The 25,772-nt window shown below is 67.1% G+C and carries 24 protein-coding genes and 5 tRNA genes; 17 read left to right on the top strand and 12 right to left on the bottom strand.

The annotated features are described in order from the left end of the window. Positions 1-8 precede the first annotated feature (8 nt). The 8 genes from ubiB to BAY15_RS08050 all read left to right on the top strand — a co-directional run bounded on the left by ubiB (position 9) and on the right by BAY15_RS08050 (position 9,045). Positions 9-1,682, top strand: coding sequence for a 2-polyprenylphenol 6-hydroxylase (gene ubiB / locus BAY15_RS08015; protein WP_068850897.1), 1,674 nt, complete (start codon positions 9-11; stop codon positions 1,680-1,682). A 262-nt stretch (positions 1,683-1,944) separates the two neighbouring features. Further along, on the top strand, positions 1,945-2,595 hold the full coding sequence (lexA, locus tag BAY15_RS08020; RefSeq protein ID WP_068850900.1) for a transcriptional repressor LexA: 651 nt from the start codon (positions 1,945-1,947) through the stop codon (positions 2,593-2,595). A 202-nt stretch (positions 2,596-2,797) separates the two neighbouring features. Then, positions 2,798-3,841, top strand: coding sequence for a recombinase RecA (gene recA, locus BAY15_RS08025; protein ID WP_068850903.1), 1,044 nt, complete (start codon positions 2,798-2,800; stop codon positions 3,839-3,841). Between the two features lie 110 nt (positions 3,842-3,951). Then, positions 3,952-4,443: a recombination regulator RecX gene (gene recX, locus BAY15_RS08030; RefSeq protein ID WP_068850905.1), complete on the top strand. Its 492-nt coding sequence runs from the start codon at positions 3,952-3,954 to the stop codon at positions 4,441-4,443. Between the two features lie 143 nt (positions 4,444-4,586). After that, positions 4,587-7,235 (top strand): alanine--tRNA ligase, encoded by a 2,649-nt coding sequence (gene alaS, locus BAY15_RS08035; protein ID WP_068850908.1) that lies wholly within the window; start codon positions 4,587-4,589, stop codon positions 7,233-7,235. A 141-nt stretch (positions 7,236-7,376) separates the two neighbouring features. Then, positions 7,377-7,580 carry a carbon storage regulator CsrA gene (csrA, locus tag BAY15_RS08040; RefSeq protein WP_068850911.1) on the top strand — a complete coding sequence of 68 codons (204 nt, stop codon included), beginning with the start codon at positions 7,377-7,379 and terminating at the stop codon, positions 7,578-7,580. A gap of 81 nt (positions 7,581-7,661) precedes the next feature. After that, positions 7,662-7,754 (top strand) — tRNA-Ser (locus BAY15_RS08045). A gap of 136 nt (positions 7,755-7,890) precedes the next feature. After that, positions 7,891-9,045 carry an aldo/keto reductase gene (locus BAY15_RS08050; RefSeq protein WP_068850914.1) on the top strand — a complete coding sequence of 385 codons (1,155 nt, stop codon included), beginning with the start codon at positions 7,891-7,893 and terminating at the stop codon, positions 9,043-9,045. A 55-nt stretch (positions 9,046-9,100) separates the two neighbouring features. On the opposite strand, the gene BAY15_RS08055 is transcribed toward BAY15_RS08050, so the two are convergent. Then, positions 9,101-9,802 (bottom strand): pirin family protein, encoded by a 702-nt coding sequence (locus BAY15_RS08055; RefSeq protein WP_068850916.1) that lies wholly within the window; start codon positions 9,800-9,802, stop codon positions 9,101-9,103. A gap of 141 nt (positions 9,803-9,943) precedes the next feature. Here BAY15_RS08055 and BAY15_RS08060 point away from each other — a divergent pair, with 141 nt between their 5' ends. Then, entirely contained in the window at positions 9,944-10,867 is a 924-nt protein-coding gene (locus tag BAY15_RS08060) for a LysR family transcriptional regulator (RefSeq protein WP_068850919.1), read from the top strand. 111 nt (positions 10,868-10,978) lie between these two features. Next, positions 10,979-12,127, top strand: a complete 1,149-nt coding sequence (locus BAY15_RS08065) for an alpha/beta fold hydrolase (RefSeq protein WP_068850922.1) — start codon at positions 10,979-10,981, stop codon at positions 12,125-12,127. 53 nt (positions 12,128-12,180) lie between these two features. On the opposite strand, the gene BAY15_RS08070 is transcribed toward BAY15_RS08065, so the two are convergent. The 9 genes from BAY15_RS08070 to BAY15_RS08110 all read right to left on the bottom strand — a co-directional run bounded on the left by BAY15_RS08070 (position 12,181) and on the right by BAY15_RS08110 (position 17,366). Further along, positions 12,181-12,257, bottom strand: a tRNA-Arg gene (locus BAY15_RS08070). Between the two features lie 32 nt (positions 12,258-12,289). Continuing rightward, a tRNA-Arg gene (locus BAY15_RS08075) sits at positions 12,290-12,366 on the bottom strand. A 57-nt stretch (positions 12,367-12,423) separates the two neighbouring features. Next, positions 12,424-12,500: transfer RNA gene (locus BAY15_RS08080), tRNA-Arg, on the bottom strand. A gap of 61 nt (positions 12,501-12,561) precedes the next feature. Beyond that, positions 12,562-13,401: an alpha/beta hydrolase family protein gene (locus tag BAY15_RS08085; RefSeq protein ID WP_068850925.1), complete on the bottom strand. Its 840-nt coding sequence runs from the start codon at positions 13,399-13,401 to the stop codon at positions 12,562-12,564. Beyond that, complete coding sequence (gene thiD, locus BAY15_RS08090) at positions 13,398-14,207, bottom strand: bifunctional hydroxymethylpyrimidine kinase/phosphomethylpyrimidine kinase (protein ID WP_068850928.1); 810 nt, start codon at positions 14,205-14,207, stop codon at positions 13,398-13,400. Before thiD ends, BAY15_RS08085 begins: the two co-directional genes overlap by 4 nt. Before the next feature lie 55 nt (positions 14,208-14,262). Beyond that, positions 14,263-14,766: a hypothetical protein gene (locus tag BAY15_RS08095; protein ID WP_068850931.1), complete on the bottom strand. Its 504-nt coding sequence runs from the start codon at positions 14,764-14,766 to the stop codon at positions 14,263-14,265. Continuing rightward, on the bottom strand, positions 14,763-16,163 hold the full coding sequence (locus BAY15_RS08100) for a PhoH family protein (RefSeq protein WP_068850934.1): 1,401 nt from the start codon (positions 16,161-16,163) through the stop codon (positions 14,763-14,765). The genes BAY15_RS08095 and BAY15_RS08100 overlap by 4 nt, the downstream gene beginning before the upstream one ends. Before the next feature lie 81 nt (positions 16,164-16,244). Further along, the gene (locus BAY15_RS08105; protein WP_068850935.1) at positions 16,245-16,724 is read right to left on the bottom strand and encodes a peroxiredoxin; all 480 of its coding nucleotides are present in this window, start codon (positions 16,722-16,724) and stop codon (positions 16,245-16,247) included. Between the two features lie 81 nt (positions 16,725-16,805). After that, entirely contained in the window at positions 16,806-17,366 is a 561-nt protein-coding gene (locus tag BAY15_RS08110) for a glycine cleavage system protein R (RefSeq protein ID WP_019183297.1), read from the bottom strand. Positions 17,367-17,529: 163 nt separating this feature from the next. Between BAY15_RS08110 and dapA the strand changes: the two genes are divergently transcribed. Together dapA and BAY15_RS08120 are read left to right on the top strand one after the other, a co-directional pair. Continuing rightward, positions 17,530-18,423: a 4-hydroxy-tetrahydrodipicolinate synthase gene (dapA, locus tag BAY15_RS08115; RefSeq protein WP_068850938.1), complete on the top strand. Its 894-nt coding sequence runs from the start codon at positions 17,530-17,532 to the stop codon at positions 18,421-18,423. Positions 18,424-18,451: 28 nt separating this feature from the next. After that, positions 18,452-18,961 (top strand): hypothetical protein, encoded by a 510-nt coding sequence (locus BAY15_RS08120; protein ID WP_068850942.1) that lies wholly within the window; start codon positions 18,452-18,454, stop codon positions 18,959-18,961. A 546-nt stretch (positions 18,962-19,507) separates the two neighbouring features. Here BAY15_RS08120 and fdxA read toward each other — a convergent pair. After that, positions 19,508-19,834: a ferredoxin FdxA gene (gene fdxA, locus BAY15_RS08125; protein ID WP_068850945.1), complete on the bottom strand. Its 327-nt coding sequence runs from the start codon at positions 19,832-19,834 to the stop codon at positions 19,508-19,510. 248 nt (positions 19,835-20,082) lie between these two features. Between fdxA and BAY15_RS08130 the strand changes: the two genes are divergently transcribed. Further along, positions 20,083-21,504 carry a sugar porter family MFS transporter gene (locus tag BAY15_RS08130; protein ID WP_068850948.1) on the top strand — a complete coding sequence of 474 codons (1,422 nt, stop codon included), beginning with the start codon at positions 20,083-20,085 and terminating at the stop codon, positions 21,502-21,504. A gap of 63 nt (positions 21,505-21,567) precedes the next feature. On the opposite strand, the gene BAY15_RS08135 is transcribed toward BAY15_RS08130, so the two are convergent. Continuing rightward, positions 21,568-21,642, bottom strand: a tRNA-Glu gene (locus BAY15_RS08135). A 50-nt stretch (positions 21,643-21,692) separates the two neighbouring features. Between BAY15_RS08135 and pcnB the strand changes: the two genes are divergently transcribed. The 4 genes from pcnB to panC are packed head-to-tail and all read left to right on the top strand — an operon-like array spanning position 21,693 to position 25,241. Then, positions 21,693-23,063: a polynucleotide adenylyltransferase PcnB gene (gene pcnB / locus BAY15_RS08140; RefSeq protein ID WP_068850951.1), complete on the top strand. Its 1,371-nt coding sequence runs from the start codon at positions 21,693-21,695 to the stop codon at positions 23,061-23,063. Between the two features lie 3 nt (positions 23,064-23,066). After that, the gene (gene folK, locus BAY15_RS08145; RefSeq protein WP_068850954.1) at positions 23,067-23,555 is read left to right on the top strand and encodes a 2-amino-4-hydroxy-6-hydroxymethyldihydropteridine diphosphokinase; all 489 of its coding nucleotides are present in this window, start codon (positions 23,067-23,069) and stop codon (positions 23,553-23,555) included. A 31-nt stretch (positions 23,556-23,586) separates the two neighbouring features. After that, positions 23,587-24,402 (top strand): 3-methyl-2-oxobutanoate hydroxymethyltransferase, encoded by an 816-nt coding sequence (gene panB / locus BAY15_RS08150; RefSeq protein WP_068850957.1) that lies wholly within the window; start codon positions 23,587-23,589, stop codon positions 24,400-24,402. Next, entirely contained in the window at positions 24,399-25,241 is an 843-nt protein-coding gene (gene panC, locus BAY15_RS08155) for a pantoate--beta-alanine ligase (RefSeq protein ID WP_068850960.1), read from the top strand. The genes panB and panC overlap by 4 nt, the downstream gene beginning before the upstream one ends. The last annotated feature ends 531 nt before the right edge of the window (positions 25,242-25,772 follow it).

Here is a 25,772-nt window from a genome sequence, read left to right on the forward strand (position 1 = left end):
GTGCACCGATGTGGGAAACGCTGGGAACCGTCCGTGACCTGGGGCGTCTGCAGGAAATCGCCTCGGTCCTGATCCGCTATGGCTTCGGCGACCTGGTGCGCCGCATCGGCCTGGCCGACGTGCTGGAACGTGCCGGCCGCCTGCTGCACTGGAACGATACCCAGCAGATCCTGCGCATGACCGCCCCGGTGCGGGTGCGCCGGGCGATGGAAGAACTCGGCCCTACCTTCGTCAAACTCGGCCAGGTGCTGGCCACCCGCGTGGACCTGTTCCCGCCGGACTGGATCGCCGAATTCTCCGAGTTGCAGAACGCGGTGCCGGCGTTGCCGTATGCGCAGGTCCGCGAGCAGCTGGAAGCCGACCTGGGCGCGCCGGCTACCGAGGTGTTCGCCTGGCTCGATGAAACCCCACTGGCGGCGGCCTCGCTGGCCCAGGCGCACCGGGCCACACTGCACGATGGCAGCGAGGTGGTGCTGAAGATCCGCCGCCCCGGCATCCGCGAGGTGATCGAAGCCGACCTGCGCCTGCTCGCGCGGCTGGCCGAAATCGTCGAAGCGCGCCTGCCGGACATGCGCCGCTACCGGCCGGCCGAGGTGGTCCAGCAGTTCCAGGTGTCGCTGCGGCGCGAGCTGGATTTCGCCGCCGAGTGCCGCAACGCCGAGCGCATCGCGCGCAACTTCGCCGGGCGCAACGACATCCTGATTCCCAAGGTGCACTGGCAGTGGACCTGCGAAAGCCTCAACGTGCAGGACTTCGTGGACGGCATCCCCGGCCGCGACCTCGCCGGCGTGGATGCGGCCGGGCTCGACCGGGTCCGGCTGGCCCGCACCGGCGGCCGCATCGTGCTCAAGATGGTGCTCGAGGACGGCTGCTTCCACGCCGACCCGCACCCGGGCAACATCATTTACCTGCGTGATGGCCGGATCGGCGTGATCGACTTCGGCATGGTCGGGGCGATCTCCGAGCAGCGCCGCTTCCAGGTCGCACAGCTGCTGCACGGGCTGGTCAGCCAGGAGCCAGAGTCGGTCACCGACGTGCTGCTGGACTGGTCCGGTGGCGTGGACGTGGACGAATCGCGGCTGCAGCAGGACATCAGTACCTTCGTCGACCAGTACCGGGGCGTGCCGCTGAAGGACCTGCACATGGGCCTGATGCTGGGCAACATCACCCAGCTGCTGCGCCAGTACGCGCTGACCCTGCCGGCCGACCTCGCGCTGATGATCAAGACGTTCCTGACGCTGGAAGGGATGGGCCGCCAGCTCGACCCGCAGTTCGACATGGCCACCGCCGCGCGCCCGTTCCTGGAGCGGGTGATGTGGCAACGGTTCGCGCCGTCGGCCCTGCTCAAGCGCGGCAAGCGCAGCGTGGCCGGGCTGCTGGACCTGGCCGGTGACCTGCCGCGCGATGTGCGCCAGCTGGTGCAGATGGCGCGGCGGGGCCGTTTGCAGATGAAGGTGGAGACGACTGCGCTGCAGGGCTTCGGCGAGCAGGTCAACCGGGCGGCGAACCGGCTGGTGGTGGGGATTGTCACCGCTGCGTTGATCATCGGGTCGTCGATCGTGATGCACAGCGTGGGTGGGCTGTCGAGCCGCTGGCTGCTGGCGCTGGGCGTGGCCGGGTTCGTGGGGGCGGGGTTCTGCGGGGTGTGGATACTGGTGTCGATCTGGCGGTCGGGGCGGTAGAGCCGACCGTTGGTCGGCTGCTCTTCGGACGGCGTCATGACACCTGACCGGCGGCTACGGCACCGCTAAACGTTGGACGGATGGCCGGAAGAGGGGCGGGTGCGGCTTCGGACACCCGGCCGCGCTGCGCGCGGTTGCCGACTGACAGTCGGCACTACGAATTGCTACGGGCCTTCGTTGGGATCTGGATACGGTGGGTTCTGCTTCGCTTTTTCGTCCGGAGCCTTGAAACTTTCGGGTGTTAGTAGTATTACTACTAACCATGGACCTTACCGATACCCAGCAGGCGATCCTGCAGTTGATCGCCGAGCGCATCGAGACCGACGGCGCGCCGCCGTCGCAGACGGAAATCGCCCGTGCGTTCGGCTTCAAGGGCGTGCGGGCCGCGCAGTACCACCTGGAAGCGCTGGAGCAGGCCGGGGCGATCCGTCGCATTCCCGGCCAGGCGCGCGGTATCCGGCTGGTCCAGGCGCCGCCGCTGCAGGACGGGCTGCCGGCCTCGCTGCCGGCAGCTGCGCTGCCCGACCACGTGCTGCGCCTGCCGGTGCTGGGGCGGGTCGCGGCCGGCCTGCCGATCGGGGCGGACATCGGCTCGGACGATTTCGTGGTGCTGGACCGGGTGTTCTTCTCGCCCGCGCCGGACTACCTGCTCAAGGTCCAGGGCGACTCGATGATCGACGAAGGCATCTTCGACGGCGACCTGATCGGCGTGCACCGTACCCGCGACGCCCGCTCGGGCCAGATCGTGGTGGCGCGCATTGATGACGAGATCACCGTCAAGCTGCTGAAGATGGGCAAGGACCGGATCCGGCTGCTGCCGCGCAACCCCGATTACAAGCCGATCGAAGTGCTGCCCGACCAGGACTTCGCGATTGAAGGCCTCTATTGCGGGCTGCTGCGCCCGAACCGCTGATCCCTTCAACGCACGACATGCACGGTCTTTTGTGGCGATTCTCTGGTTTGGCTGAGGTTGGTACGGATGTCCGATAATTTTTTTCCGAACGCCGGGCAGAATCTCAGCCTGTGCGATACGCCAACCTTAAAGTGACCCCGTGGCCAAGAAGACCTCCAAAGACAACACCTCCAACGACATGACCTCTGCAAGGACCAATCCGATGGACGAGAACAAAAAGCGTGCCCTGACCGCCGCCCTGAGCCAGATCGAAAAGCAGTTCGGCAAGGGCTCCGTCATGCGCATGGGCGACCGTGTCATCGAGGCCGTCGAGGTCATCCCGACCGGTTCGCTGATGCTGGACATCGCGCTCGGCATCGGCGGCCTGCCGAAGGGCCGTGTCGTGGAGATCTATGGTCCGGAGTCCTCGGGCAAGACCACCCTGACCCTTCAGGCGATCGCCGAATGCCAGAAGAAAGGCGGCACCGCTGCCTTCATCGACGCCGAGCACGCGCTGGACCCGATCTACGCCGCCAAGCTGGGCGTGAACGTGGACGACCTGCTGCTGTCCCAGCCGGATACCGGTGAGCAGGCGCTGGAAATCGCCGACATGCTGGTCCGTTCCGGCTCGGTGGACATCGTGGTGGTCGACTCGGTCGCCGCGCTGACCCCGAAGGCCGAAATCGAAGGCGAAATGGGCGACCAGCTGCCGGGCCTGCAGGCCCGCCTGATGAGCCAGGCGCTGCGCAAGCTGACCGGCAACATCAAGCGCTCCAACACGCTGGTGGTCTTCATCAACCAGCTGCGCATGAAGATCGGCGTGATGATGCCGGGCCAGAGCCCGGAAGTGACCACCGGCGGCAACGCATTGAAGTTCTACGCTTCGGTGCGCCTGGACATCCGCCGAATCGGCGCGATCAAGAAGGGCGACGAGATCATCGGCAACCAGACCAAGATCAAGGTCGTCAAGAACAAGCTGGCGCCGCCGTTCAAGCAGGTCATCACCGAAATCCTGTACGGCGAAGGCATCAGCCGCGAAGGCGAACTGATCGACATGGGCGTGGAAGCCAAGCTGGTCGAGAAGGCCGGTGCCTGGTACAGCTACGGCGAAGAGCGCATCGGCCAGGGCAAGGACAACGCCCGCGGTTACCTGCGCGACAACCCGCAGGTGGCCCAGCGCCTGGAAGCCGAGCTGCGCGAGAAGTTCCAGCCGGCCGAGGCTGCCCGCGAGAGCGGTGACAGCGACGGTGACGACGACGCCGAGTAAGTTTCCTGCGGGGCAGGGCAGCGCCGTCAGTGACGCTCGCCCTGTCCCGGGGGTTCAACCTTCCCCCGACGGGGGGAGCGCCACGGACGGCGCATTTCATCGAGGTGCCCATGCACGACCCAGACGCCCCGGCACCCGGCCGCAAGCGCCGCGTCCGTGAACAGACCCCGGTCCAACGCGCGCTGGGCCTGCTGGTACGCCGTGAGCATTCGCGCAAGGAATTGACCCGCAAGCTCACTGCCCGCGGCATCGAAAGCGACGCCGCCACTGCCGCCGTGGACAAGCTCACCGAGGCCGGCTGGCAGGATGACACCCGCTTTGCCGAGAACCTGGTCCGCATCCGTGCGAACACCGGCTATGGCCCCCTCCACATCCGCGCCGAACTGGGCACCCATGGGCTGGACAGCGAGCAGGTCGCCGCCGCCATGGACACCTTCGAAGGCGACTGGACAGAGAACGCCCGGGACCTGGTCTGCCGCCGCTTTGGCGAGGCCGGCCCCCAGGAGCTGCCCCAGCGCCGCAAAGCCGCGGATCTGCTGGCCCGCCGCGGGTTCGATGGCGACACCATCCGCCGTGCCACCCGCTACGACCCGGATGACTGAAGGGCGCGCAGCGCGCCCGTCACCCGGACGTGTCCCGGGGGCCCGGGCCTGATACCCTTTGTGGTTTCGGCGGTCCTGCTCTCGACACCCGGCCATTGGGGCTGTGTGCGAAGGACCGGCCGGCCCGCATGAAGCCAGCCCCCATGAACGCACCCGTCAAATTCACTACCTCCCAGATCCGCAGCGATTTCCTTGAGTTCTTCAAGGGCAAGGGCCACACCATCGTGCCGTCGGCACCGCTGGTGCCGGGCAATGATCCGACCCTGTTGTTCACCAACTCCGGCATGGTGCAGTTCAAGGACGTGTTCCTTGGCGCCGAAAAGCGCAGCTACGTGCGCGCGGCGGACGTGCAGCGCTGCCTGCGGGCCGGCGGCAAGCACAACGACCTGGACCAGGTCGGCTACACCGCGCGCCACCACACCTTCTTCGAAATGCTGGGCAACTGGTCGTTCGGCGACTACTTCAAGAAGGACGCCATTGCCTGGGCCTGGGAGCTGTTGACCCAGGTCTGGAAGCTGCCGGCCGACCGCCTGCTGGTCACCGTCTACCAGACCGATGACGAGGCCTACGCGCTGTGGCGCGACATGGTCGGCATTCCGGAAGAACGCATCGTGCGCATCGGCGACAACAAGGGCGCGCCGTTTGCCTCGGACAACTTCTGGCAGATGGCCGATACCGGTCCGTGCGGCCCGTGCACCGAAATCTTCTACGACCATGGCGACCATATCGCCGGTGGCCCGCCGGGTTCGCCGGATGAAGACGGCGACCGCTACATCGAAATCTGGAACCTGGTGTTCATGCAGTTCGACCGCCAGCCGGACGGCACCCTGGTGCCGCTGCCGGCGCCGTGCGTGGACACCGGCATGGGCCTGGAACGCCTGGCCGCGATCCTGCAGCACGTGCACACCAACTATGAGATCGACCTGTTCCAGGCGCTGATCCGCAAGGCCAGCGAACTGACCGGCATGTCCGACCTGGAGAACAAGTCGCTGCGCGTGATCGCCGATCACATCCGTGCCTGTTCGTTCCTGATCGTCGACGGCGTGCTGCCGTCCAACGAAGGCCGCGGCTACGTGCTGCGCCGGATCATCCGCCGCGCCCTGCGCCATGGCTGGATGCTGGGCGTGCGCCAGCCGTTCTTCAGCAAGCTGGTGCCGACCCTGGTCGAGCAGATGGGCGAGGCCTACGCGGAACTGCCTGCACAGGCCGATACCGTGGTGCGTGCGCTGCAGGCCGAGGAAGAGCGTTTCGCGCAGACGCTCGATTCGGGCATGAAGATCTTCGACGACGTCGCCGCGCAGGTGACCAATGGCGTCATTCCGGGCGCGGATGCCTTCCGCCTCTATGACACCTACGGCTTCCCGCTCGACCTGACCCAGGACATCGCGCGCGAGCGCGACCTGACCGTGGACATCGACGGTTTCAATGCGGCAATGGAGAAGCAGCGTGAGGACGGCCGCAAGGGCGGCAAGTTCGGTGGCGGCGTGACGCTGTCGGCCGAGCTGGTCGCCACGCTCAAGCCCACCACGTTCCTGGGTTACGACCGCCTGCAGGCCGACGGCCTGACCGTGGTGGCCCTGCTCAAGGACGGGCGCCCGGTGGACGCGGTGCAGGCCGGCGACGAGGTCATCGTGCTGACCGACCAGACCCCGTTCTATGCCGAATCGGGTGGCCAGGTGGGCGACACCGGCAGCCTGGCCGGCAACGGCGTGCAGCTGCAGATCACCGATACGCAGAAGTTCGCGGGCCAGTTCCACGGCCACGTCGGCACTGTCACCCAGGGCAGCCTGAAGGTGGGCGACGTGCTGGGCGGTGTGGTGGACGACAAGCGCCGCGGCGCCACCATCCTCAACCACTCGGCCACCCACCTGCTGCACGCCGCACTGCGTGAAGTGCTGGGCACCCACGTGCAGCAGAAGGGCTCGCTGGTGGCACCGGACCGCCTGCGCTTCGACTTCTCGCACTTCCAGCCGATCAGTGCCGCGGACCTTGCCGTGATCGAGCGCAAGGTCAACGAGCAGGTACGCGCCAACAATGCGGCCGAAGTGCACAACATGGGCATGCAGGAAGCGCTCGATTTCGGCGCGATGGCACTGTTCGGCGAGAAGTACGGCGAAAACGTGCGCGTGCTGAAGATGGGCGATTACTCCACTGAACTGTGTGGTGGCACGCACGTGACGCGCACCGGCGACATCGGCCTGTTCAAGATCACCTCCGAAGGCGGCGTGTCGTCGGGCGTGCGCCGTATCGAAGCGGTGACCGGGCAGGGCGCGCTGGACTACGTGGCCCACGAAGAAGCCCAGCTGGCCGAAGCGGCCGCGCTGCTCGGCGGCAATGCGGGCGAAGTGGTCGACAAGATCCGCCAGCTTGGCGAGCGCCAGAAGAAGCTGGAACGCGAACTGGAGGCCATGAAGGCCAAGCAGGCGGCGGGCGCGACCGCCGACCTGGGCGCTGGCGCAGTTGAGGTCAAAGGCGTCAAGGTGCTGGCCGCGCGCCTGGAAGGTTTCGATGCCAAGGCACTGCGCGAAGCGATCGACCGCCTCAAGCAGCAGCTGGGCGATGCGGTGATCGTGCTGGCCGGCACGCAGGACGGCAAGGCGGCCCTGGTCGCCGGCGTGAACGGCAGTGCAACGGGCAAGGTAAAGGCCGGGGAACTGTTGTCCCACATCGCCAGTCAGATCGGGGGCAAGGGCGGCGGCCGCCCGGACCTCGCCCAGGGTGGTGGCGAGGACGGGCCCGCCCTTGCTTCTGCACTGGCTGCCGTCGTCGACTGGGTCACCCCTCGTATCTGAACGCCTGAATCCTCCTGCTCCTTGATGGCGCAGGAGGGCTGACGGTACTATGGCTAATCTTTTCCCTTTGTCGTGTGGCGTTCCTTGGCTGGGCGCCGAGCCGGTCGGGAAAATCCACCGGTTCCCTGGAGACTTGCAAAAATGTTGATCCTGACTCGCCGTGTTGGCGAAACCCTGATGATCGGTAACGACGTCAGCGTCACCGTGCTCGGCGTCAAGGGCAATCAGGTGCGTATTGGCATCACCGCCCCGAAGGACGTGGCCGTGCACCGCGAAGAGATTTACCAGCGCATCCAGCGAGGCGACGAGCCGAATGCATCGGGAAGTGAAAATTCTTCCGATTAAGGCTTTACCTCGGGGTGTGAAAAACGTTATTCTTCGCGCCCCCGCTGAGAAGAAACATCGAAGCGGCGGAACCAGAATACTGGAGCGGTGCCCGAGTGGCTGAAGGGGCTCCCCTGCTAAGGGAGTATACGGCCAAAAACTGTATCGAGGGTTCGAATCCCTCCCGCTCCGCCAGTTGTAGAAAAGGCCTTCGTACGCAAGTACGAAGGCCTTTTTCTTTGTGTGCTGTTGCCGCAGCGTTGACGTGTTGCCCGCACGCCGTGCACTGGCATTCTGCGAGGGTGGTTGCTCCCCCGCACCCGGAGTCGCCGTGAACGCACGTCGCCACTTCCTTTCCGCCGCCGCTGCCGGTACCGCCGCATTGGCCAGTTCACCGTTGCTGGCGCAGTCCGGCGCCGCCGCGCCCGGCAGCGTGCTGCCAACACGTGGCCGCAGCGCCGCGCAGCCGCTGGCCACCCACGCCGCCGCCAAGGGCGGGCGCTTTCGGCCGCGCACGCGCCTCGGGCTGGGCGGGGTGGCCATCGGCAACGGCTTTGCCCCAGCCACCGATGCGCAAAGCGAACAGACCCTGGCCGCAGCCTATGCCGCAGGTGTGCGCTACTTCGACACGTCGCCCTGGTATGGCCTGGGCCTGAGCGAACGGCGGATGGGGCATCACCTGCACAACCACCCGGTGGGTGAGTACACGCTGTCGACCAAGGTCGGCCGACTGCTGACCGCCACCGCTGGCGAGTTGCAGGACACCATGTGGAAAGACCCGTCGCCGTTCCACTACCGCTATGACTATTCCGCCGACGGCGTTCGTCGTTCGGTGGAAGACAGCCTCAACCGGCTGGGAGTCGCGCAGCTGGATGTGGTCTTCATCCACGACCTGTCGCCGGATAACGAGAAGGACCTTGGCGTGCCGTGGGAGCAGCGCTTCGCCGAGGCCGCCAAGGGCGCGATGCCCGCGCTGACCCGGATGCGCGAGGAAGGCCTGATCAAGGGATGGGGATTTGGCGTGAACCGCCCGGAGCCGGCGCTGCGCGCGATCCAGGAAGCCGATCCGGATATCTTCCTGCTCGCCTGCCAGTACTCGCTGCTCGACCACGATCAGGCGTTGCACGACACCTTCCCGGCCATCGCCCGGCACGGTGCGTCGGTGGTGGTGGGTGCGCCGCTGCTCGCCGGCTACCTGGCCGGCCGCGATCGGTACCTCTACGACGGCAAGGTGCCCGAGTGGGCGCCGAAGAAGCGTGCGGCCGTGCAGGCCATCTGCGACCGCCACGGCGTCGACCTGCGCACCGTGGCGCTGCAGTTCGCGGATGCGCCAGAGGTCGTGTCTGCGGTGATTCCGGGTGCACGCACGCCCGGACAGGTGCAGGCCAACGTGGCATCCATGTCGGTGGCGATCCCGCCCGCGCTCTGGGCGGAGTTGAAGCAGGCGAAGCTGATTGCCGACGACGCCCCGGTGCCCGGGTCCTGAGCCGAGACATGACAACGCCCCGATCAGCTCGGGGCGTTGGTGAGGGCCGCTGCGGTTACAGCGGCAGGTCGAACACCAGCACTTCGGCGTCGCTGGCATTTTCCAGGGTCACCTGCGCTTCGTCGGTGATCTGCAGCGCGTCGCCGGTGTCCAGGGTGATGCCGTTGACCTGCAGCTGGCCGCGCGCAACCTGCACGTAGGCGCCGCGGCGCGGGGCCAGGGCCAGGTGGGCGCGGTCGTCGCCGTCCAGGATCGTGGCGTAGATGTTGGCGTCCTGGTGGATCAGCAGCGAACCGTCACGGCCATCCTTCGAGGCGATCAGGCGCAACTGGCCGCGCTTGGCGTCCGGGGCGAAATGCGTTTCCTGGTAGCTCGGGGCGATGTTCTCGGTATCCGGGAACAGCCAGATCTGCAGGAAATGCACGGTCTCGTCGGCCGAGTGGTTGAACTCGCTGTGGCTGACCCCGCTGCCGGCGCTCATGCGCTGCACGTCGCCGTAGCGCAGCACCGAGCCGGTGCCCATCGAGTCCTTGTGCTCCAGCGCGCCGCCCAGCACGTAGGAGATGATCTCCATGTTGCTGTGGCTGTGGGTGCCGAAGCCCTGGCCGCCGATCACCTTGTCTTCGTTGATCACGCGTAGCGGGCCGAAGCTGGTGTAGCGCGCGTCGTAGTAACCGGCGAAGGAGAAGGTGTGCTGGGAGTTCAGCCAGCCATGGTTGGCCTGGCCACGGGTGGCGCTCTTGCGGATCTGCAGCATGGTGGTTCTCCTCGGGTGTTCGATGGTTTCGATGGCGGTCCGGGGCGGTAGTGGCTGCCCCTTTCCTGTTGGCGCCAGTATCCGCTTGCGCCTGCCGATTGAAAAACGGATAGTTTTGCAAGCCATCATCGAAAAATTCGAATGCTCAAGCTCAGCCTCGACGCCCTGCAGATCCTGGATGCCATCGACCGCCGTGGCTCGTTCGCCTCGGCCGGCAAGGAGCTGCACAAGGTGCCTTCGACCATCTCCTACACCGTCTCCAAGCTGGAGCAGGACCTGGGGGTGCAGCTGTTCGACCGGATTGGCCCGCGCGCACATTTGACCGAGGCCGGGGTCGCGCTGCTGGACGAGGGCCGGCACCTGCTGCGCGCCGCCCGCGAGCTTGAGATGCGGGTACGGCGGGTGGCTTCCGGCTGGGAGGCCGAGCTGACCGTGGCGGTGGATTCGCTGTTCCAGCCGGCGCTGCTGGCCGAGGATGTGCGCGCCTTCAGCACAGTCGCCGAGCAGACCCGGATCCGCCTGATCAGCGAAGCCCTGTCGGGTACGTGGGAGGCGCTGCTGGACCGGCGTGCGGATCTACTGGTCGGCGCAGCCGGGGAGGGCCCCAGTGGCGGTGGCTACGTGGTGGAGCCGCTGGGCGTGGTGCGGTTCGTGTTCGCGGTGGCGCCGGGACACCCGCTGGCGGCGCTGCCGGAACCACTCGGGCGGGAACAGCTGGCCGCGCACTGCGCCATTGCCGTGGCCGATTCCGCGCGCCGGCTGCTGCCGCGCACGGTCGGGCTGCTGATGGGGCAAGAGACGGTGACCGTGCCCGATACGGTCAGCAAGTTCCGCCTGCAGTGCGCGGGGCTGGGCTTCGGCTTCCTGCCCGAACCCTATGTGCAGGCAGCGGTGGCGCAGGGGCGGCTGGTGGTGCGGCAGGTGGAGGAGCCCAAGCCGGACGAGACCTTCTGGCTGGCCTGGCGCACCGGCGAGGAGGGGGCGGCGCTGCGCTGGTGGCGCGAGCGGATGCGCCAGCCCGGGTTGATGGAGGGGTGGTGGGGGCAGATGTCGGCATGGCTGTGACCGCCGATGGCTGAACTGCGGCTGGGGTGTCACGGTTTGGTCATCTGTTTGCGGTAGAGCGCCCGGCGCGCCGTCGCTACGCTGCGCGGCTCAATGTGAACTCCTGTGCCCATGAAACGCCTGCTGCTGCTCGCGCTGGCCGGGGCCGGCCTGTGGCTGGCCGCGTGCTCATCGCTCACCTCATCCGCTGCCTCCACCTCGCTCAGCGACCGGCTGGTCGCGCCCGGCGGCGTTTCCACGCTGCTCGATACCGCGCGCATCGCCGAAGCGGTGGAGGCGGTCCCCAACCGCCATGGGTTCGTGACCGGCCGCGCCGGCGTGCCGCTGTTCTGGCGCGCCTTCGATCCGGGCCGCTACGGGCTGCGCTATCACTACCTGGCGCAGCAGCATGACAACGGCGAGCCCCTGAGCACCGGGCTGCAGCTGGCCCTGCCGCAGCCGTTCCAGCCGCAGGCGCCGCGTGGCACCGTGGTGCTGCTGCACGGCTGGATGATGAACGGCGATTCGATGCTGCCGTGGTCGCTGCAGTTGGCCGAATCCGGCTACCGGGTGGTGACCATCGACCTGCGCAACCATGGCCATTCCGGTGCCGGTCCGTCGGGCTACGGCACGTTCGAATCCGATGACGTGATCGATGTGATCGACGCGCTGCAGCGCCGCGGGGAAGTGGTCGGACCGCTGTACCTGTTCGGCGTGTCCTACGGCGCGGCAACCGCGCTGTTCACCGCCGACAAGCTCGGCGATCGGGTCACCGGTGTGGTGGCGATGGAATCGTTCGCCAACGCCGGCGAGGCGATCCGCAGCATGATTCCGCATCTGATGTCGCTGCAGCCCACCGCGTGGAAGGCGCAGGCGATGGCCGCCTACGGTCGCTGGCGCTATGGCGGGCAGGACATCAACGCGGTGATCGCTGCCGCCAGCCAGCGTCTGGACCTGGATCTGGACACGGTGGACGTGACCCGTGCGCTGGCCGATACGCGCGCCTGCGTGCTGCTGCTGCACGGCCAGGATGACGCACACGTGCGGGTGGACCAGGGGCGTGCGCTGGCCGCCGCCAGCCCGCGCGTGCATTACATCGAGATGCGTGGCGAAGACCACATCACCCTGCCACTTCGGCTGGACCTGCTCGGCGGCGTGGTCGATGACTGGCTGGCGCATGACGAGCATGCCGGTGGCAGCTGCCCGGCGCCGGAGATCCCGCGCGAAGCGGACCGGATGGCCATGTCGGCGGTACGTGCCGGCGACCCGATCCGGTCATGAACGCACACACGAAAAAGGCAGCCCGTGGCTGCCCTTTTTCGTCTTCGATGCAATGGTGCGCCCGGAGAGATTCGAACTCCCGACCGCCTGGTTCGTAGCCAGGTACTCTATCCAACTGAGCTACGGGCGCGCTTGCATTATCTGGTTGTTGCCGCGATGTAATGGTGCGCCCGGAGAGATTCGAACTCCCGACCGCCTGGTTCGTAGCCAGGTACTCTATCCAACTGAGCTACGGGCGCATTTACATCACGTTGTGGTGTTGCTGCCGGCAGAGGCGAAAACTGCCAGCCTGTTGATGGTGCGCCCGGAGAGATTCGAACTCCCGACCGCCTGGTTCGTAGCCAGGTACTCTATCCAACTGAGCTACGGGCGCGTCAACAGGAGCGGAATTATGCGGATCGACGCCGCATCCGTCAACGCTTTTGTGAAGGACTTCATTCAAATGAATGAAAAAGCGCCTTCACCACGGCCTCCGGCGACTTCATCCATGCGAAGTGATCTGCCCGGGTTCCCAGTGCGCCTGCGGGCAGGACCGACAATGTGGAAACGACCTGGGGCAGCTTCACCAGCAGCCCCTGCATCGAGCCTGGCGGAGCGAGCCAGTCGTCGGCCATCACCACCGCGCTGGCCTGGCCGCGCAGTCGCCGCATGCCGCCCTCCAGGTCCGCGTGGATGCCGGTGCCGGCGTAGTGGTTGTTCAGGCCCACGCGTGCCCAGTCGCGAATCAGGCCACGCGCCTCGGTGCCCCCGAAGCCGAGCCGGCGCCCGTGCAGGACGCCTTGGCGCTGCGCCAGCCACGGCAGGAACCGGTACACCAGCGGCAGGGCCCAGCAGCGCGGGGCGGGGAACGTTCGCCAGAACGGGGTGCCGGTGGCCACCAGCCAGAACCGGGCGAACAGGTCCGGGTGCTGCCCGGCGAACACGCAGGCCAGCTGCCCGCCCAGGCTGTGCCCGCCGATGATCAGCGGCACGTTGCCGTGCAGGCGCACCGCCGCCAGGCTGGCTGGCAGGTCCTGCTCGAGGATTTCCCGATAGCCCCAATCCTGCGTGCGCGACGGGCGCAGGCTGCTGCTGCCGTTGCCGCGCCACTCGTGCAGGAACACGCTGATGCCGCATGCCGCCAGTGCATCGGCGAACGCCTGGTAATTGCGCGCCGACACGCCCAGCGCCGGCAGCCACAGCAGCTGCGCGCGCGGCTGCGCGGGCACGCGCCCGATCAGTTCGAAGCGATGGCCATCGTCGCTCTGGACCGGTACCGCCAGCGCGCGCGTCATGCCGGGCGCGCCGCGCCAAAGTGATCCAGCACCAGCACTTCGCTGCGGCCGGGCGTGTAGCCGCCCTGCAGGCCGCGCGCGACGTAGTCGATGGCGGCTTCGCAGGCGTTGGGCAGCGACAACCCGCAGCACAGCTGCGCGGCGATCGCCGATGCCAGCGTGCAGCCGGTGCCATGCGCGTCCACCGGCAGGCGGGCGTGGCTGAACTCCTCGCGGGTGACACCATCGAAGTAGCGATCGATCACGCGCGCGCCTTCGGCCATGTGGCCACCCTTGAGCAATACCGCACCGGCGCCGAGGTCGAGCAGTGCGATGGCGGCATCCTCTGCGTCATCGGCGCTGACGATGCGACGGCCGAGCAGCAGTTCGGCTTCCGGGGTGTTCGGGGTAAGCAGCGTGGCCAGCGGCAGCAGCCGCGTGCGCAGCGCGTCCAGGGCGCTGTCTTCGAGCAGGCGCGCGCCACTGGTGGCCACCATCACCGGATCCAGCACCACGTGGGTGGGGCGATGCTTCTCCAGCGCATCAGCGACCAGCCCGATCACCTCGGCGTTGGCCAGCATGCCCAGCTTGACCGCATGGATGTCGAAGTCGGTAAAGCAGGCGTCGATCTGCGCCTGCAGGAAATCCAGGGGCGGCACGTGCACTGCGGTCACGCCGCGGGTGTTCTGTGCGGTGAGCGCGGCAATTGCCGACAGCCCGTGCACGCGGTGCGCGGCAAAGGCTTTCAGGTCGGCCTGGATGCCGGCACCACCGCCGGAATCGGAACCGGCGATGGTGAGGACGGACACGGGGGTGGAAGGGCTCATTTCGCGATTGTGCCATGCCGCCCCGGACGTGGCGGCAGCCACGCAGGGCGTGGCGCTACCCGCCGAAGCCGCCGTTGAACTGCAGCTCGGAGAACTCGCCATTGGTCGGATCGAACAGCGCGCCCCAGAACTGGTTGCCACCATCGCACACGCGGATCGCTTCGCGGGCGGGGTCCATGTCGCCGTGGTCGGGCAGGTGGAAGGCGTTGAGGTAGATCAGCTTGCGTCCTTCCACTTCGATGCCGACATATTGGCGGTCGAAATCGGTGACGTTGGGTACCTGCGCTTCCAGTGTGGGCAACCGGCTTTCCAGCTGTTCGATCTGCTGGCGGCTGGGTGCCCAGTAGCCGGTCACCCGCCCCGGCGTCTGGCCGGGGCTGGGACGCGAGCAGGTATCCAGGACCTGGGCAACCACCAGCGGGCGGGTGACCACCCACGACTGGCCGGTCTTGACCGCCGTCGGCACGGTGGCCCCGGGGCGGGTGTTGGCAGGCGTGCAGGCAGCTGCAACGGCCGCCAGCGCCAGTGGCAGCAACGCACGGGACAGGGAACGGTTCACAGCACCTCCGAAGCGTAATCGGCCAGGCGCGAACGCTCGCCACGGCGCAGCGTGATGTGCGCGCTGTGCGGCCAGTTCTTGAAGCGGTCCACCGCGTAGGTCAGGCCCGAGGTGGTTTCGGTCAGGTAGGGCGTGTCGATCTGTTCGACGTTGCCCAGGCAGACGATCTTGGTGCCGGGGCCGGCACGGGTGATCAGCGTCTTCATCTGCTTGGGGGTGAGGTTCTGCGCCTCGTCCAGGATCAGGTAACGCGACAGGAAGGTGCGGCCGCGCATGAAGTTCAACGAGCGGATCTTGATCCGGCTGGCGATCAGGTCGTTGGTCGCTGCGCGGCCCCAGGCGCCGCCTTCCTGGGTGTGGGTGAGCACTTCCAGGTTGTCGGTGAGTGCGCCCATCCACGGGGTCATCTTTTCCTCCTCGGTGCCGGGCAGGAAGCCGATGTCCTCGCCCACGCTGACCGTGGCGCGGGTCATGATGATTTCGCGGTAGCGCTGCTGGTCCATGGTCTGGGCAAGGCCGGCGGCCAGCGCGAGCAGGGTCTTGCCGGTACCGGCGGTACCGAGCAGGGTGACGAAGTCGATCTCCGGGTCCATCAGCGCGTTGAGCGCGAAATTCTGCTCGCGGTTGCGTGCGCTGATGCCCCATACCGCATGGCTGCCATGCCGGAAATCGTTGACCAGCGACAGGATCACCTTGCCGCTGCCATCGACCTTGGCCACCCGCAGTTCGACTTCATCGTCGCCCGGCAGGTAGGCGTACTGGTTGGGATGCCAGTCTTCGTCATCCTTGGCCAGGATTTCGTAACTGGTGCGGCCCTTGTCGCTCCAGCTGCGCAGGTCGTCGGTGTGCTTCTTCCAGAAGTCTTCCGGCAGCTCGGTGGCGCCGGTGTAGAGCAGGCTGAAATCGTCCAGCGCGCGATCATTCTCGTAGTCTTCCGACACGATCCCGGCGATGGCCGCCTTGATCCGCAGGTTGATGTCCTTGGAGACGAACACCACCGGAATCTCCGGCACCTGTTCCTTCAAGGCGAGGATCGCGCCGAGGATGGCGTTGTCCGGGATGACCGCGCCGAAGCTCTTGCCGGCATCGAAATGGCTGGTCTGGAAGCGCAGCAGGCCCACGCTCTGCTTGCCGCGCAGCTGCAACCCGTTCGGGCGCTGCAGCGGAATGCCGTCGGCCAGGTTGTCCAGGCCCGAGGCCTGCACCAGCTCGTTGAGGAAGCGGCTCACCTGCCGGGCGTTGCGGCTCGCTTCGGACGTGCCCTTCTTGCCGTTGTCCAGCTCTTCGATCACCTGCATCGGCAGGTAGACATCATGCTCCTCGAACTTGAACAGCGCGGTTGGATCGTGCATGAGCACGTTGGTATCCAGAACGTAGATGCGCTTGCCTCGGGTCATCGTCATTTCCTGGTGGCAGAACAGGGACAAGCCATCACGACCTGCGGGGCAGGGTGATGGCCATTGTGGGGTACAGGTGGATCACTGGGCTTTCGCGGCCTTCAGGGCTTCAAGGACGGATTCGGCGTGGCCGGCCACTTTCACCTTGCGCCACGACTGCACGATACGACTGTCGGGAGAAATGAGGAAGGTGCTGCGTTCGATGCCCCGCACCTGCTTGCCGTACATGTTCTTCAGCTTGATCACATCAAACGCGCTGCACAGCGCTTCGTCGCCATCGCTGACCAGCGGGAAGGCAAAGCCCTGCTTGGCGCAGAAGTTGTCGTGGGATTTGACCGAGTCGCGGGAGACGCCGAACACCCGGGCGCCGGCACGCTTGAACGCCGGCAGCAGGGCGTTGAAGTCGATGCCCTCGGTGGTGCAGCCCGGGGTGCTGTCCTTGGGGTAGAAGTACAGCACCAGCCACTGGCCGGCGAGATCGCCGAGGGTGGTGTGGTCGCCGCCGGACAGGGCCAGCGGGAGGGCGAGGGTGGTGCTGTTCAGGGTATCGCCGTTGTTCATGAGGTCCTTGCTGCGGAGCCTGAGTGACGCGTCTTACAACTGCATGAAACACCGCGCGTTGGTGATGAACGCGCGAAGCCGTCAGAACTTCATCGGATCCATGATCGCGTCCAGGTTGAGGTGGTCGCAGAATTCGAGGAAATCGTCGCGCAGGGCGGCGATGTGCATGTTGGCGGGCACGCCGATGGTGACCTGCGCCGAGAACATTTCCGCGCCGGTCTGCATGGCCCGGTAGCGGGTGCTCTGCAGGTTTTCGATGGTGATGCCCTGGCGGTCGAAGAAATCGGCCAGCTGGAACAGGATGCCGGGCTTGTCGGCGGCGATCACTTCCACGATGTAGGGCAGCAGGTTGGACTGTGCCTGCTTGGCACCGGTGCGGTACCACACCAGCTTCAGGCCTTCCTCGCGCTCGAGCCGGGTCAGCATGGCTTCCAGCTTGGCCACCGAGTCCCAGGAGCCGGTGGCCAGGGCGGTGACGGAGACATCGCGGCCCACGGTGGCAAGGCGGGCATCGACCAGGTTGCAGCCGCTGTCGGCGATGCGCCGGGTGACGGGCAGCAGGGGGGACTCCGGATGCGTCGTGTAGGCGTTGATCAGGAGATGGTTTTCGGTCGGCGCAGGCCGCGGCGTGGTGTCGGTCAAGGTGGTTCCGGTAATGCGGGATGAGTCTGAACGGCGCCGACGACGGCGCGTTCGCCGGAGTCCAGCATACTTGCCCGCGCTTTCGACCCGCAAGTAACATGCAACGTACGTCCGACCGCGCTTCCAGCGGCGTTCGTCCCCCTTACTTCCGAGCATCGTTTCCTTGTCCCTTTCCGGTCTCATCACCGCGCTGGCCACGCCTTTCCAGGCCAATGGCGCATTGGATCCCGACGGTTGGCAGCGTCTGCTGCACCTGCAACTGGAGGGTGGCGTTCACGGGGTGGTGGTGGCCGGGTCGACCGGCGAGGCCGCGACCCTGTCCGATGACGAATATGACCAGCTGCTGCGCAGTGCGGTCAAAACCGTGGCCGGGCGGGTTCCGGTGCTGGCGGGTACCGGCCTGTCCGGAACCGCCAAAACGATCGAGCAGACCCGCCGGGCGGCGGCCAGCGGCGCGACCCACGCGCTGGTGGTGACCCCGCCGTACGTGCGCCCGACCCAGGCCGGGCTGATCGCCCACTATCGGGCGGTGGCCGACCAGGGCGGCCTGCCGGTGATCCTGTACAACGTGCCGGGCCGCACCGGCTGCGACATGCTGCCGGAAACGGTGGCCGAGCTGGCCGCGCACCCGAACATCGTGGGCATCAAGGAAGCGGTGGGCGATGTGGGCCGGGTCCAGGCGCTGCTGGCGCTGCGGTCGCCGACCTTTGCGATCCTCAGTGGCGATGACGGCACGGCCGCCCGTTCGATCCTGTCGGGGGTGGACGGGCTGATCTCGGTCGGCTCGAACGCGCTGCCGGGTGCCTACCGGCGCATGTGCGACCTGGCCGCGGCCGGCGAACGCGAGGCCACCGAGGCCTGGGACGCCCGGCTGGAGCCGTTCCATGAATTCTGCGGGGTGGAACCCAACCCCATCCCGGTGAAAGACCTGCTGCGCCGGATCGGCATCGGCCACGGCCTGCGCCTGCCGCTGCTGTCGTTGTCGGCCGCCCACCACGCCGCCGCCGAACACCTGGCCACCGACATCGGTGCGCTCGAAGCCCTTTCCAGCCACTGACATCAGTGGCCTGACCCAGGAGATTCACATGCGTCAATCCGTTTCCGCCATCCGCGTGCTGTCGTTCGCGATTCTGGCCACCGCCACCCTGGCAGGTGTCACCGGCTGCAAGCGCGGCGTCAAGGGCGACTACGCACTGGCGCCGGAAGTGCGCCCGCTGGAAATCCCGCCGGATCTGAACGCCCCGGGCGCGAGCCCGGCCGCGCAGGTGCCGGTGCTGGCCTCGCAGGCCGCCAAGCCGGCCTCGTCCCAGGCGCCGGCCGCCAACAATGCCGGTTTCACCGTCCCGGGCAGCAAGGACGAGGTGTTCGGCAAGGTCGGCACGGCGCTGGAGTCGGTTGAGGGCGTGAAGGTCGCCAGCAAGGCCCAGCTGCTGGGCTCCTACGACGTGGCCTTCGAAGGCAGCGATTTCCTGGTCCGCGTGGTCGCAGTCGAAGCCGGCGCCTACATCTCGGCCGTGGACCCGCGCGGCCTGCCGGCTACCGGTGCTGCGCCGACCAAGCTGCTGGGTGAGCTGAAGGCGAAGCTGGCGCAATGATGCTGACAAGGGTCCGGCCGCCGGCCGGGCCTGTGGGCCCGGGTGGGCCGGTAAACGTTCGGGGCAATCCGTAACGGTCCCGGGCAGATGGTGGGTTGATCCAGTTCCCAATGGGCCCGTAACGGTTGCCCACCCATGGTTGATTGATCCCGATTTGCGGGCGTTACGTAACGGTTCGTAGCCCCGGCCGTTGGCCGGACACCGCGCGCAGCGCGGCCCAAGGGTCCGGAGCCTGACATGCTGTCGGTCGCGACCGTACATCCGGGTGTGCAACCAAAACGAAACCGTGCATCAGGCGTCATGAACGCCTGACGGGCGGTTTCGGAACCTTTAAACGCCGGGATGTTGGCCGCAAGCGATAACCCATCGGCTCCGGACGCTTGGGCCGCGCTGCGCGCGGTGTCCGGCCAACGGCCGGGGCTACGAATTGTTACGGGCCCATTGGGATCCGGATCAATCAACCATGGGCCCCGAACCGTTACAGGCCCGGTGGGTTCCAGATGGCCACCGATCCAAACAAAAAAGGCGCCAACGGCGCCTTTTTGCCTATCCCCGCTCCAGATACTGGAGCTTGTCCGGCTTGCCGTCCCACTCGCCGGCATCGGCGGGCGGGTCCTTGCGCACGGTCAGTACCGGCCAGGCCTTGGCCAGCTCGGCGTTGAGTTCCACGAACTTTTCCTGCCCGGCGGGCACGTCGTCTTCGGGGAAGATCGCGTTGACCGGGCATTCGGGCTCGCACAGGGTGCAGTCGATGCACTCATCCGGGTCGATCACCAGGAAGTTCGGGCCTTCGTGGAAGCAATCCACGGGGCACACTTCCACGCAATCGGTGTGTTTGCACTTGATGCAGTTTTCAGTGACGACAAAGGGCATGGCTGGATCTGGATCCGACAGTAAGCCGGACAATTCTAGAACAGTTGTGGCTTTGTCGCAGTGCACGATGCGCCGGAGCCGGTGGGTGCGGTTAGATGCCGATGCCTACCGGTAGACACCCGGGCGGCCAAGACGCAGGCAGATCAGGCCCTGGCAGCCCTTTGTGGGCAGGCAGGGCGTGTGAGAACCTGCCGGACGAGACCCCGCTGCGCTGACCCGTTGCTGTCCCACTCCTGCCAGGACCCTTCATGTCCACCACACTTGCAGCCAACGCCGCCCGCGGCGAGAACACCTCCTTCATCGTGCTGATCAGCTGCGTCGCCACCATCGGCGGCTTCCTGTTCGGCTTCGACAGCGGCGTCATCAACGGCACCGTCGATGGCCTCAAGCAGACCTTCCAGTCCAGCGAGGCCGGGATCGGCTTCGAGGTCGCCTCCATGCTGCTGGGCTGCGCGATCGGCGCCTTCTTCGCCGGCCGTCTGGGCGACCGCCTCGGCCGGCGCGGGGTGTTGATCATCGCCGCCGTCATGTTCCTGCTGTCGGCACTGGGCGCCGGCTCGGCGCACAGCTCGCTGGCGTTCGTGATCGCGCGCGTGATCGGCGGCTTCGCGGTGGGCGCCGCCAGCGTGATGTCGCCGGCCTACATCGCCGAGGTGGCTTCGGCCCGGTACCGCGGGCGCTTGGCCACCGTGCAGCAGATCGCCATCATCAGCGGCCTGTTCTGCGCGTTCCTGAGCAACTTCCTGCTGGCCCGCGCTGCCGGCGCCTCCACCGAGCCGCTGTGGCTGGGCCAGGAAGCCTGGCGCTGGATGTTCTGGATGCAGGCCATTCCGTCGGCCCTGTTCCTGGTGCTGCTGCTGGGGATCCCGGAAAGCCCGCGCTACCTGGTGGTGAAGGGGCGTCGCGCCGATGCGCTGGCCGTGATGACCCGCCTGTACGGCGCGGCCGAGGCCCAGGCCAAGATTGCCGAGATCGAAGGCTCGCTGGCCCAGGACCAGCACCGCCCGCGGCTGTCGGACCTGGTCGACAAGGGCACCGGCAAGCTGCGGACCATCGTCTGGGTCGGCATCGGCCTGGCCGTGTTCCAGCAGCTGGTCGGCATCAACGTGGTGTTCTACTACGGCGCGGTGCTGTGGCAGGCGGTCGGCTTCTCCGAAAACGACGCACTGCTGATCAATGTGCTGTCCGGCGCGCTCAGCATCGGCGCCTGCCTGCTGACCGTGGTGCTGATCGACCGGGTCGGCCGCAAGCCGCTGCTGTGGGTCGGCTCGGTCGGCATGTCGGTGGCGCTGGCGCTGATGGTGGTGGCTTTTGCCAGCGGCACCCTGGCCGATGGCCACCTGCAGCTGTCCGACGGCATGGGACGGCTGGCGCTGGTGGCGGCCAACGTCTACGTGGTGTTCTTCAACATGTCCTGGGGCCCGGTCATGTGGGTGATGCTGGGCGAGATGTTCCCCAACCAGATCCGCGGTTCGGGCCTGGCCGTGGCCGGCGCGGCCCAGTGGACCTCGAACTTCGCCATCACCGTGACCTTCCCGATCCTGCTGGCCGGCATCGGCCTGGCCGGCGCCTACGGCATCTATACGGTGGCGGCGGTGGCCTCGATCTTCTTCGTGCTGCGCTACGTGCGCGAGACCAAGGGCAAGGAGCTGGAGCAGATGGAGGGCTGAGGCCCGGCCCCACAACGCAAAAACCCCGCCTAGGCGGGGTTTTTCGTCGGCTGGCGCGTCAAATGGTGCTCCCTAGGGGACTCGAACCCCTGTTTTAGCCTTGAGAGGGCCACGTCCTAACCTCTAGACGAAGGGAGCATGCTTTGTCGCGAACTGCGCAGCGCGCTAGTATATGGACCTCGATGCCATTGGGCAATCCCGAAACTTCAACCGGAAGCGCCAACATCAATTCCTCCGCTACATCACCGTTCAGTCTGCGCGTGATCCCCCGCGACCAGCACAACATCTCCCGCAAGGACATCAGCCCCAACGCGTTGCGCGTCCTGTACCGGCTGCGCGACTCGGGCTTTGGCGCCTACCTGGTGGGTGGCGCCGTGCGCGACCTGCTGGTCGGCGGCAACCCCAAGGATTTCGACGTGGCCACCGATGCCACGCCGGAGCAGGTCAAGTCGCTGTTCCGCAACTGCCGCCTGATCGGGCGCCGCTTCCGCCTGGCGCACGTGGTGTTCGGCCGTGAAATCATCGAAGTGGCCACCTTCCGCGCCAACATCGACGATGGCAGCGGTGACCGCGAGATGGAAAACGGCATGCTGGTGCGCGACAACGTGTACGGCAGCATCGAAGACGATGCGGTGCGCCGCGACTTCACCTGCAATGCCCTGTACTACGCCATCGAGGATTTCTCGGTGCGCGATTACACCGGCGGCTTCGAAGACGTGCAGGCGCGCCTGATGAAACTCATCGGCGATCCCGAAAAGCGCTACCAGGAAGATCCCGTGCGCATGCTGCGCGCGGTGCGCCTGGCCGCCAAGCTGGGCTTCCAGATCGACGACGCCAGCGCCGAACCGCTGCCGCGCCTGGCCAGCCTGCTGGGCGAAGCCGCGCCGGCCCGCCTGTTCGAAGAAGTGCTCAAGCTGTTCCTGTCCGGCCACGGCGTGGCCAGCTTCGAGGGGCTGGAGCGTTACGGCCTGCTCGACGTGCTGTTCCCGGAAAGTGCCGCCGCGCTGCGCAGCAACCGCAGTGGCGCGCTGCGCCGCATGGTCATCGAAGGCCTGCACAACACCGACCAGCGCGTGGCCAACGACGAGCCGGTCTCGCCCTCGTTCCTGTTCGCGCTGCTGCTGTGGCCGGCGTTCTGCCGCGCGCTGGCGACCCTGCAGAAGCAGGGCGTGCAGTTGGAAGAAGCGCAGCGCCGTGCCGCCGACCGGGTCACCCTGCACCAGCTGACCACCATCGCGCTGCCGCGCCGGTTCTCGCTGCCGATGCAGGAAATCTGGTTGCTGCAGGGCCGTTTCAGCTCGCGCCAGCGCAAGCGCGTGGTGCGCACCCTGACCCACCCGCGCTTCCGTGCCGCGTTCGATTTCCTGGCACTGCGCCAGGTGGCCTCCAGCGAGCACCAGGCCGATGTGGAGTTCTGGCGCGAAGCCCAGCTGCAGTCCGGGCCCGAGCTGGATTCCACGCTGGACGCCGCGCAGGCCGAAGGCGAGCTGGACGAAAACGGGGCACCGCGCAAGCGCCGCCGCCGTCGTCGTCGTCCCGGTGGCGCCGCAGGCGAGTAAGTCGTGACCCTGGCCTGTATTGGACTGGGCGCCAACCTCGGCGACGCCGCGCAGACCCTGCGCGCGGCGTTCGCGGCCATGGCCGCGCTGCCGCTGACCACGCTGCAGGCGCGCTCGCAGCTGTACAGCACGCCGGCCTGGGGCAATGAAGACCAGCCGGCGTTCGTCAATGCCGCCGCGCTGCTCGACACCGGGCTGGAACCGACCGCACTGCTCGAGGCCCTGCTGGGCATCGAGCGCGACTTTGGCCGGGTCCGCGATGCGGCCGTGCACTGGGGCCCGCGCACGCTCGACCTGGACCTGCTGCTGTACGGCGAGGCGGTGATCGACCTGCCGCAGCTGAAGGTGCCGCACCCCTACCTGCACGAGCGCGCGTTCGCGTTGCTGCCGCTGGCCGAGATCGCCCCTGGGGCGATGATTCCGGGGCAGGGCCGCGTGCGGGACGCTGCGATGCGTATCGAGGCCTGCGGGATCGCGCCAATAGGAGGATAATGCGGGGCTTATCGCCACCGGTTATCAGCTCATGAGTACCCACGCAGACAGCAAGCCCTGGACCGTCCCCGCACTGGCCGAGGCCAAGCGCAACGGCCAGAAGCTGGTCATGCTGACCGCCTACGACGCCGGCTTCGCGCGTGCGTTCGACGCCAATGGCGTCGACCTGATCCTGATCGGCGATTCGCTGGGCATGGTGGTGCAGGGGCACGATTCGACCCTGCCGGTGACCACCGACGACATGGTCTACCACACCGCCTGCGTGGCCCGGGTGCTGACCCGCGCGCTGCTGATCGCTGATCTGCCATTCGGCGCCGACGCCACCCCTGAGCGTGCGTTCGAGGCCTCGCTGCGCCTACTCCAGGCCGGCGCGGAGATGGTCAAGATCGAAGGCGCCGGCTTCAAGCTGGACGTCATTCGTTACCTGGTGGATCGCGAGATCCCGGTCTGCTCGCATCTGGGCCTGACCCCGCAGTCGGTGCTGCGCCTGGGCGGGTACCGCGTGCAGGGCCGCGGCGATGCGGCCCGCCAGCTGGTTGAAGACGCCAAGGCCGTTGTCGAGGCCGGCGCCAGCATGATGGTGCTCGAATGCCTGCCGTCGCCGGTGGCTGCAGAGGTCACCGCCGCGGTGTCGGTGCCCACCATCGGCATCGGCGCCGGCCCGCAGTGCGACGGCCAGGTGCTGGTGCTGCACGATTTCCTCGGCCTGGACAGCGGCCACCGCCGTCCCAAGTTCGTCAAGGATTTCCTTGCCGAAGGCGGGTCGGTCGCCGGCGCGGTCCGTGCCTATGCCGACGCCGTGCGCGACGGCTCCTTCCCCGACGCAGAACACGCCTACGCCTCATGATCGACACCGTCACCGAACTTTCCCGCCTGCGCGCCGTCGTCAACGGCTGGAAGCGCGAGGGCCTGCGCGTCGCGCTGGTCCCCACCATGGGCAACCTGCACGCCGGCCATTACTCACTGGTCACCCTGGCAAAGCAATACGCTGATCGCGTGGTCTCCAGCGTGTTCGTCAACCCGACCCAGTTCGGCCCGAACGAAGACTTCACCCGCTACCCGCGCACCCCGGAAGCCGACACCACCGGACTGGAGCAGGCCGGCTGTGACGTGCTGTGGCTGCCCACGGTCGAATCGATGTACCCGTTCGGCGTGGAGCTGGCGGCCAGCGTGAACGTGCCGGGCATTTCCAGCCTGCTCGAAGGCGCCCACCGCCCGGGCCACTTCGACGGCGTGTGCACCGTGGTCTCGCGCCTGTTCAACCAGGTCCAGCCGGACGTGGCTGCCTTCGGCAAGAAGGATTACCAGCAGCTGGCGGTGATCCGCCAGATGGTGGAAGACCTGGCCTTCCCGATCCAGATCGTGGGCGGCGACATCGTGCGCGAAACCGATGGCCTGGCCATGAGCTCGCGCAACCAGTACCTCAACGCCGAACAGCGCCCGGTCTCGACCACCATCCACCAGGTGCTGCTGGGCATGCGCGAAGGCTTCATCACCGGCAAGACCCGCAGCCTGATCGAAGCCGAAGCCGCCGCGGCCCTGCAGGCTGCCGGCTTCCAGGTCGACTACGCCGTGGTCCGCAAGCCGGACCTGTCCGAACCGGCCGACAGTGAAGACGGCAACCGCGTCGCCCTGATCGCCGCGCGCATCGGCAACACCCGGCTGATCGACAACCTCGAGTTCTGATAGCGATCGGGTGAGCGCCGGCAAGGGATTGCGCTGGATCCTTGGCAGTCGGCCCCAAGGCCGACTGCTTCACGCAATCTGGCAAACAGCCGATAGCTGAGCCTTGGTCTGAGCTGGGCCGACCGGTGCGGGTTTGCGGGACACGCCGTGAACCCGTCCATGGGGGCTCGTAGAAAACATCCATGTTTTCTACGGTCCCGCAAACCCGCCCCGGCCGACCCTCCGACAGTTGGCTTTAGGCCACGGGAAACGCGGAATGCAGACCGTTGGTCGGCAACAGTCGGGCGCCGCGACCCCGGTAGGGTTGGTTCCCAAACAACCGCCGTGAACGGATCAACGTTCGGTTACGCATGACCCAAATCGAGGCCAGTTGACGGCCAACGGCCGTCCTCCGCTTTTCCCGTGGCAACGACACACTGTCAAAAGGCGGGTCGGGGCGGGTTTGCGGGGGTGTGAGCGGCATGGATGCCGCGACCAAGCCCCCAAGGATGGGTTCACGGCGTCCCCCGCAAACCCGCACCGTCCCGCCAA

The sequence above is a fragment of the Stenotrophomonas rhizophila genome, from assembly GCF_001704155.1.
GTDB lineage: Bacteria > Pseudomonadota > Gammaproteobacteria > Xanthomonadales > Xanthomonadaceae > Stenotrophomonas > Stenotrophomonas rhizophila_A.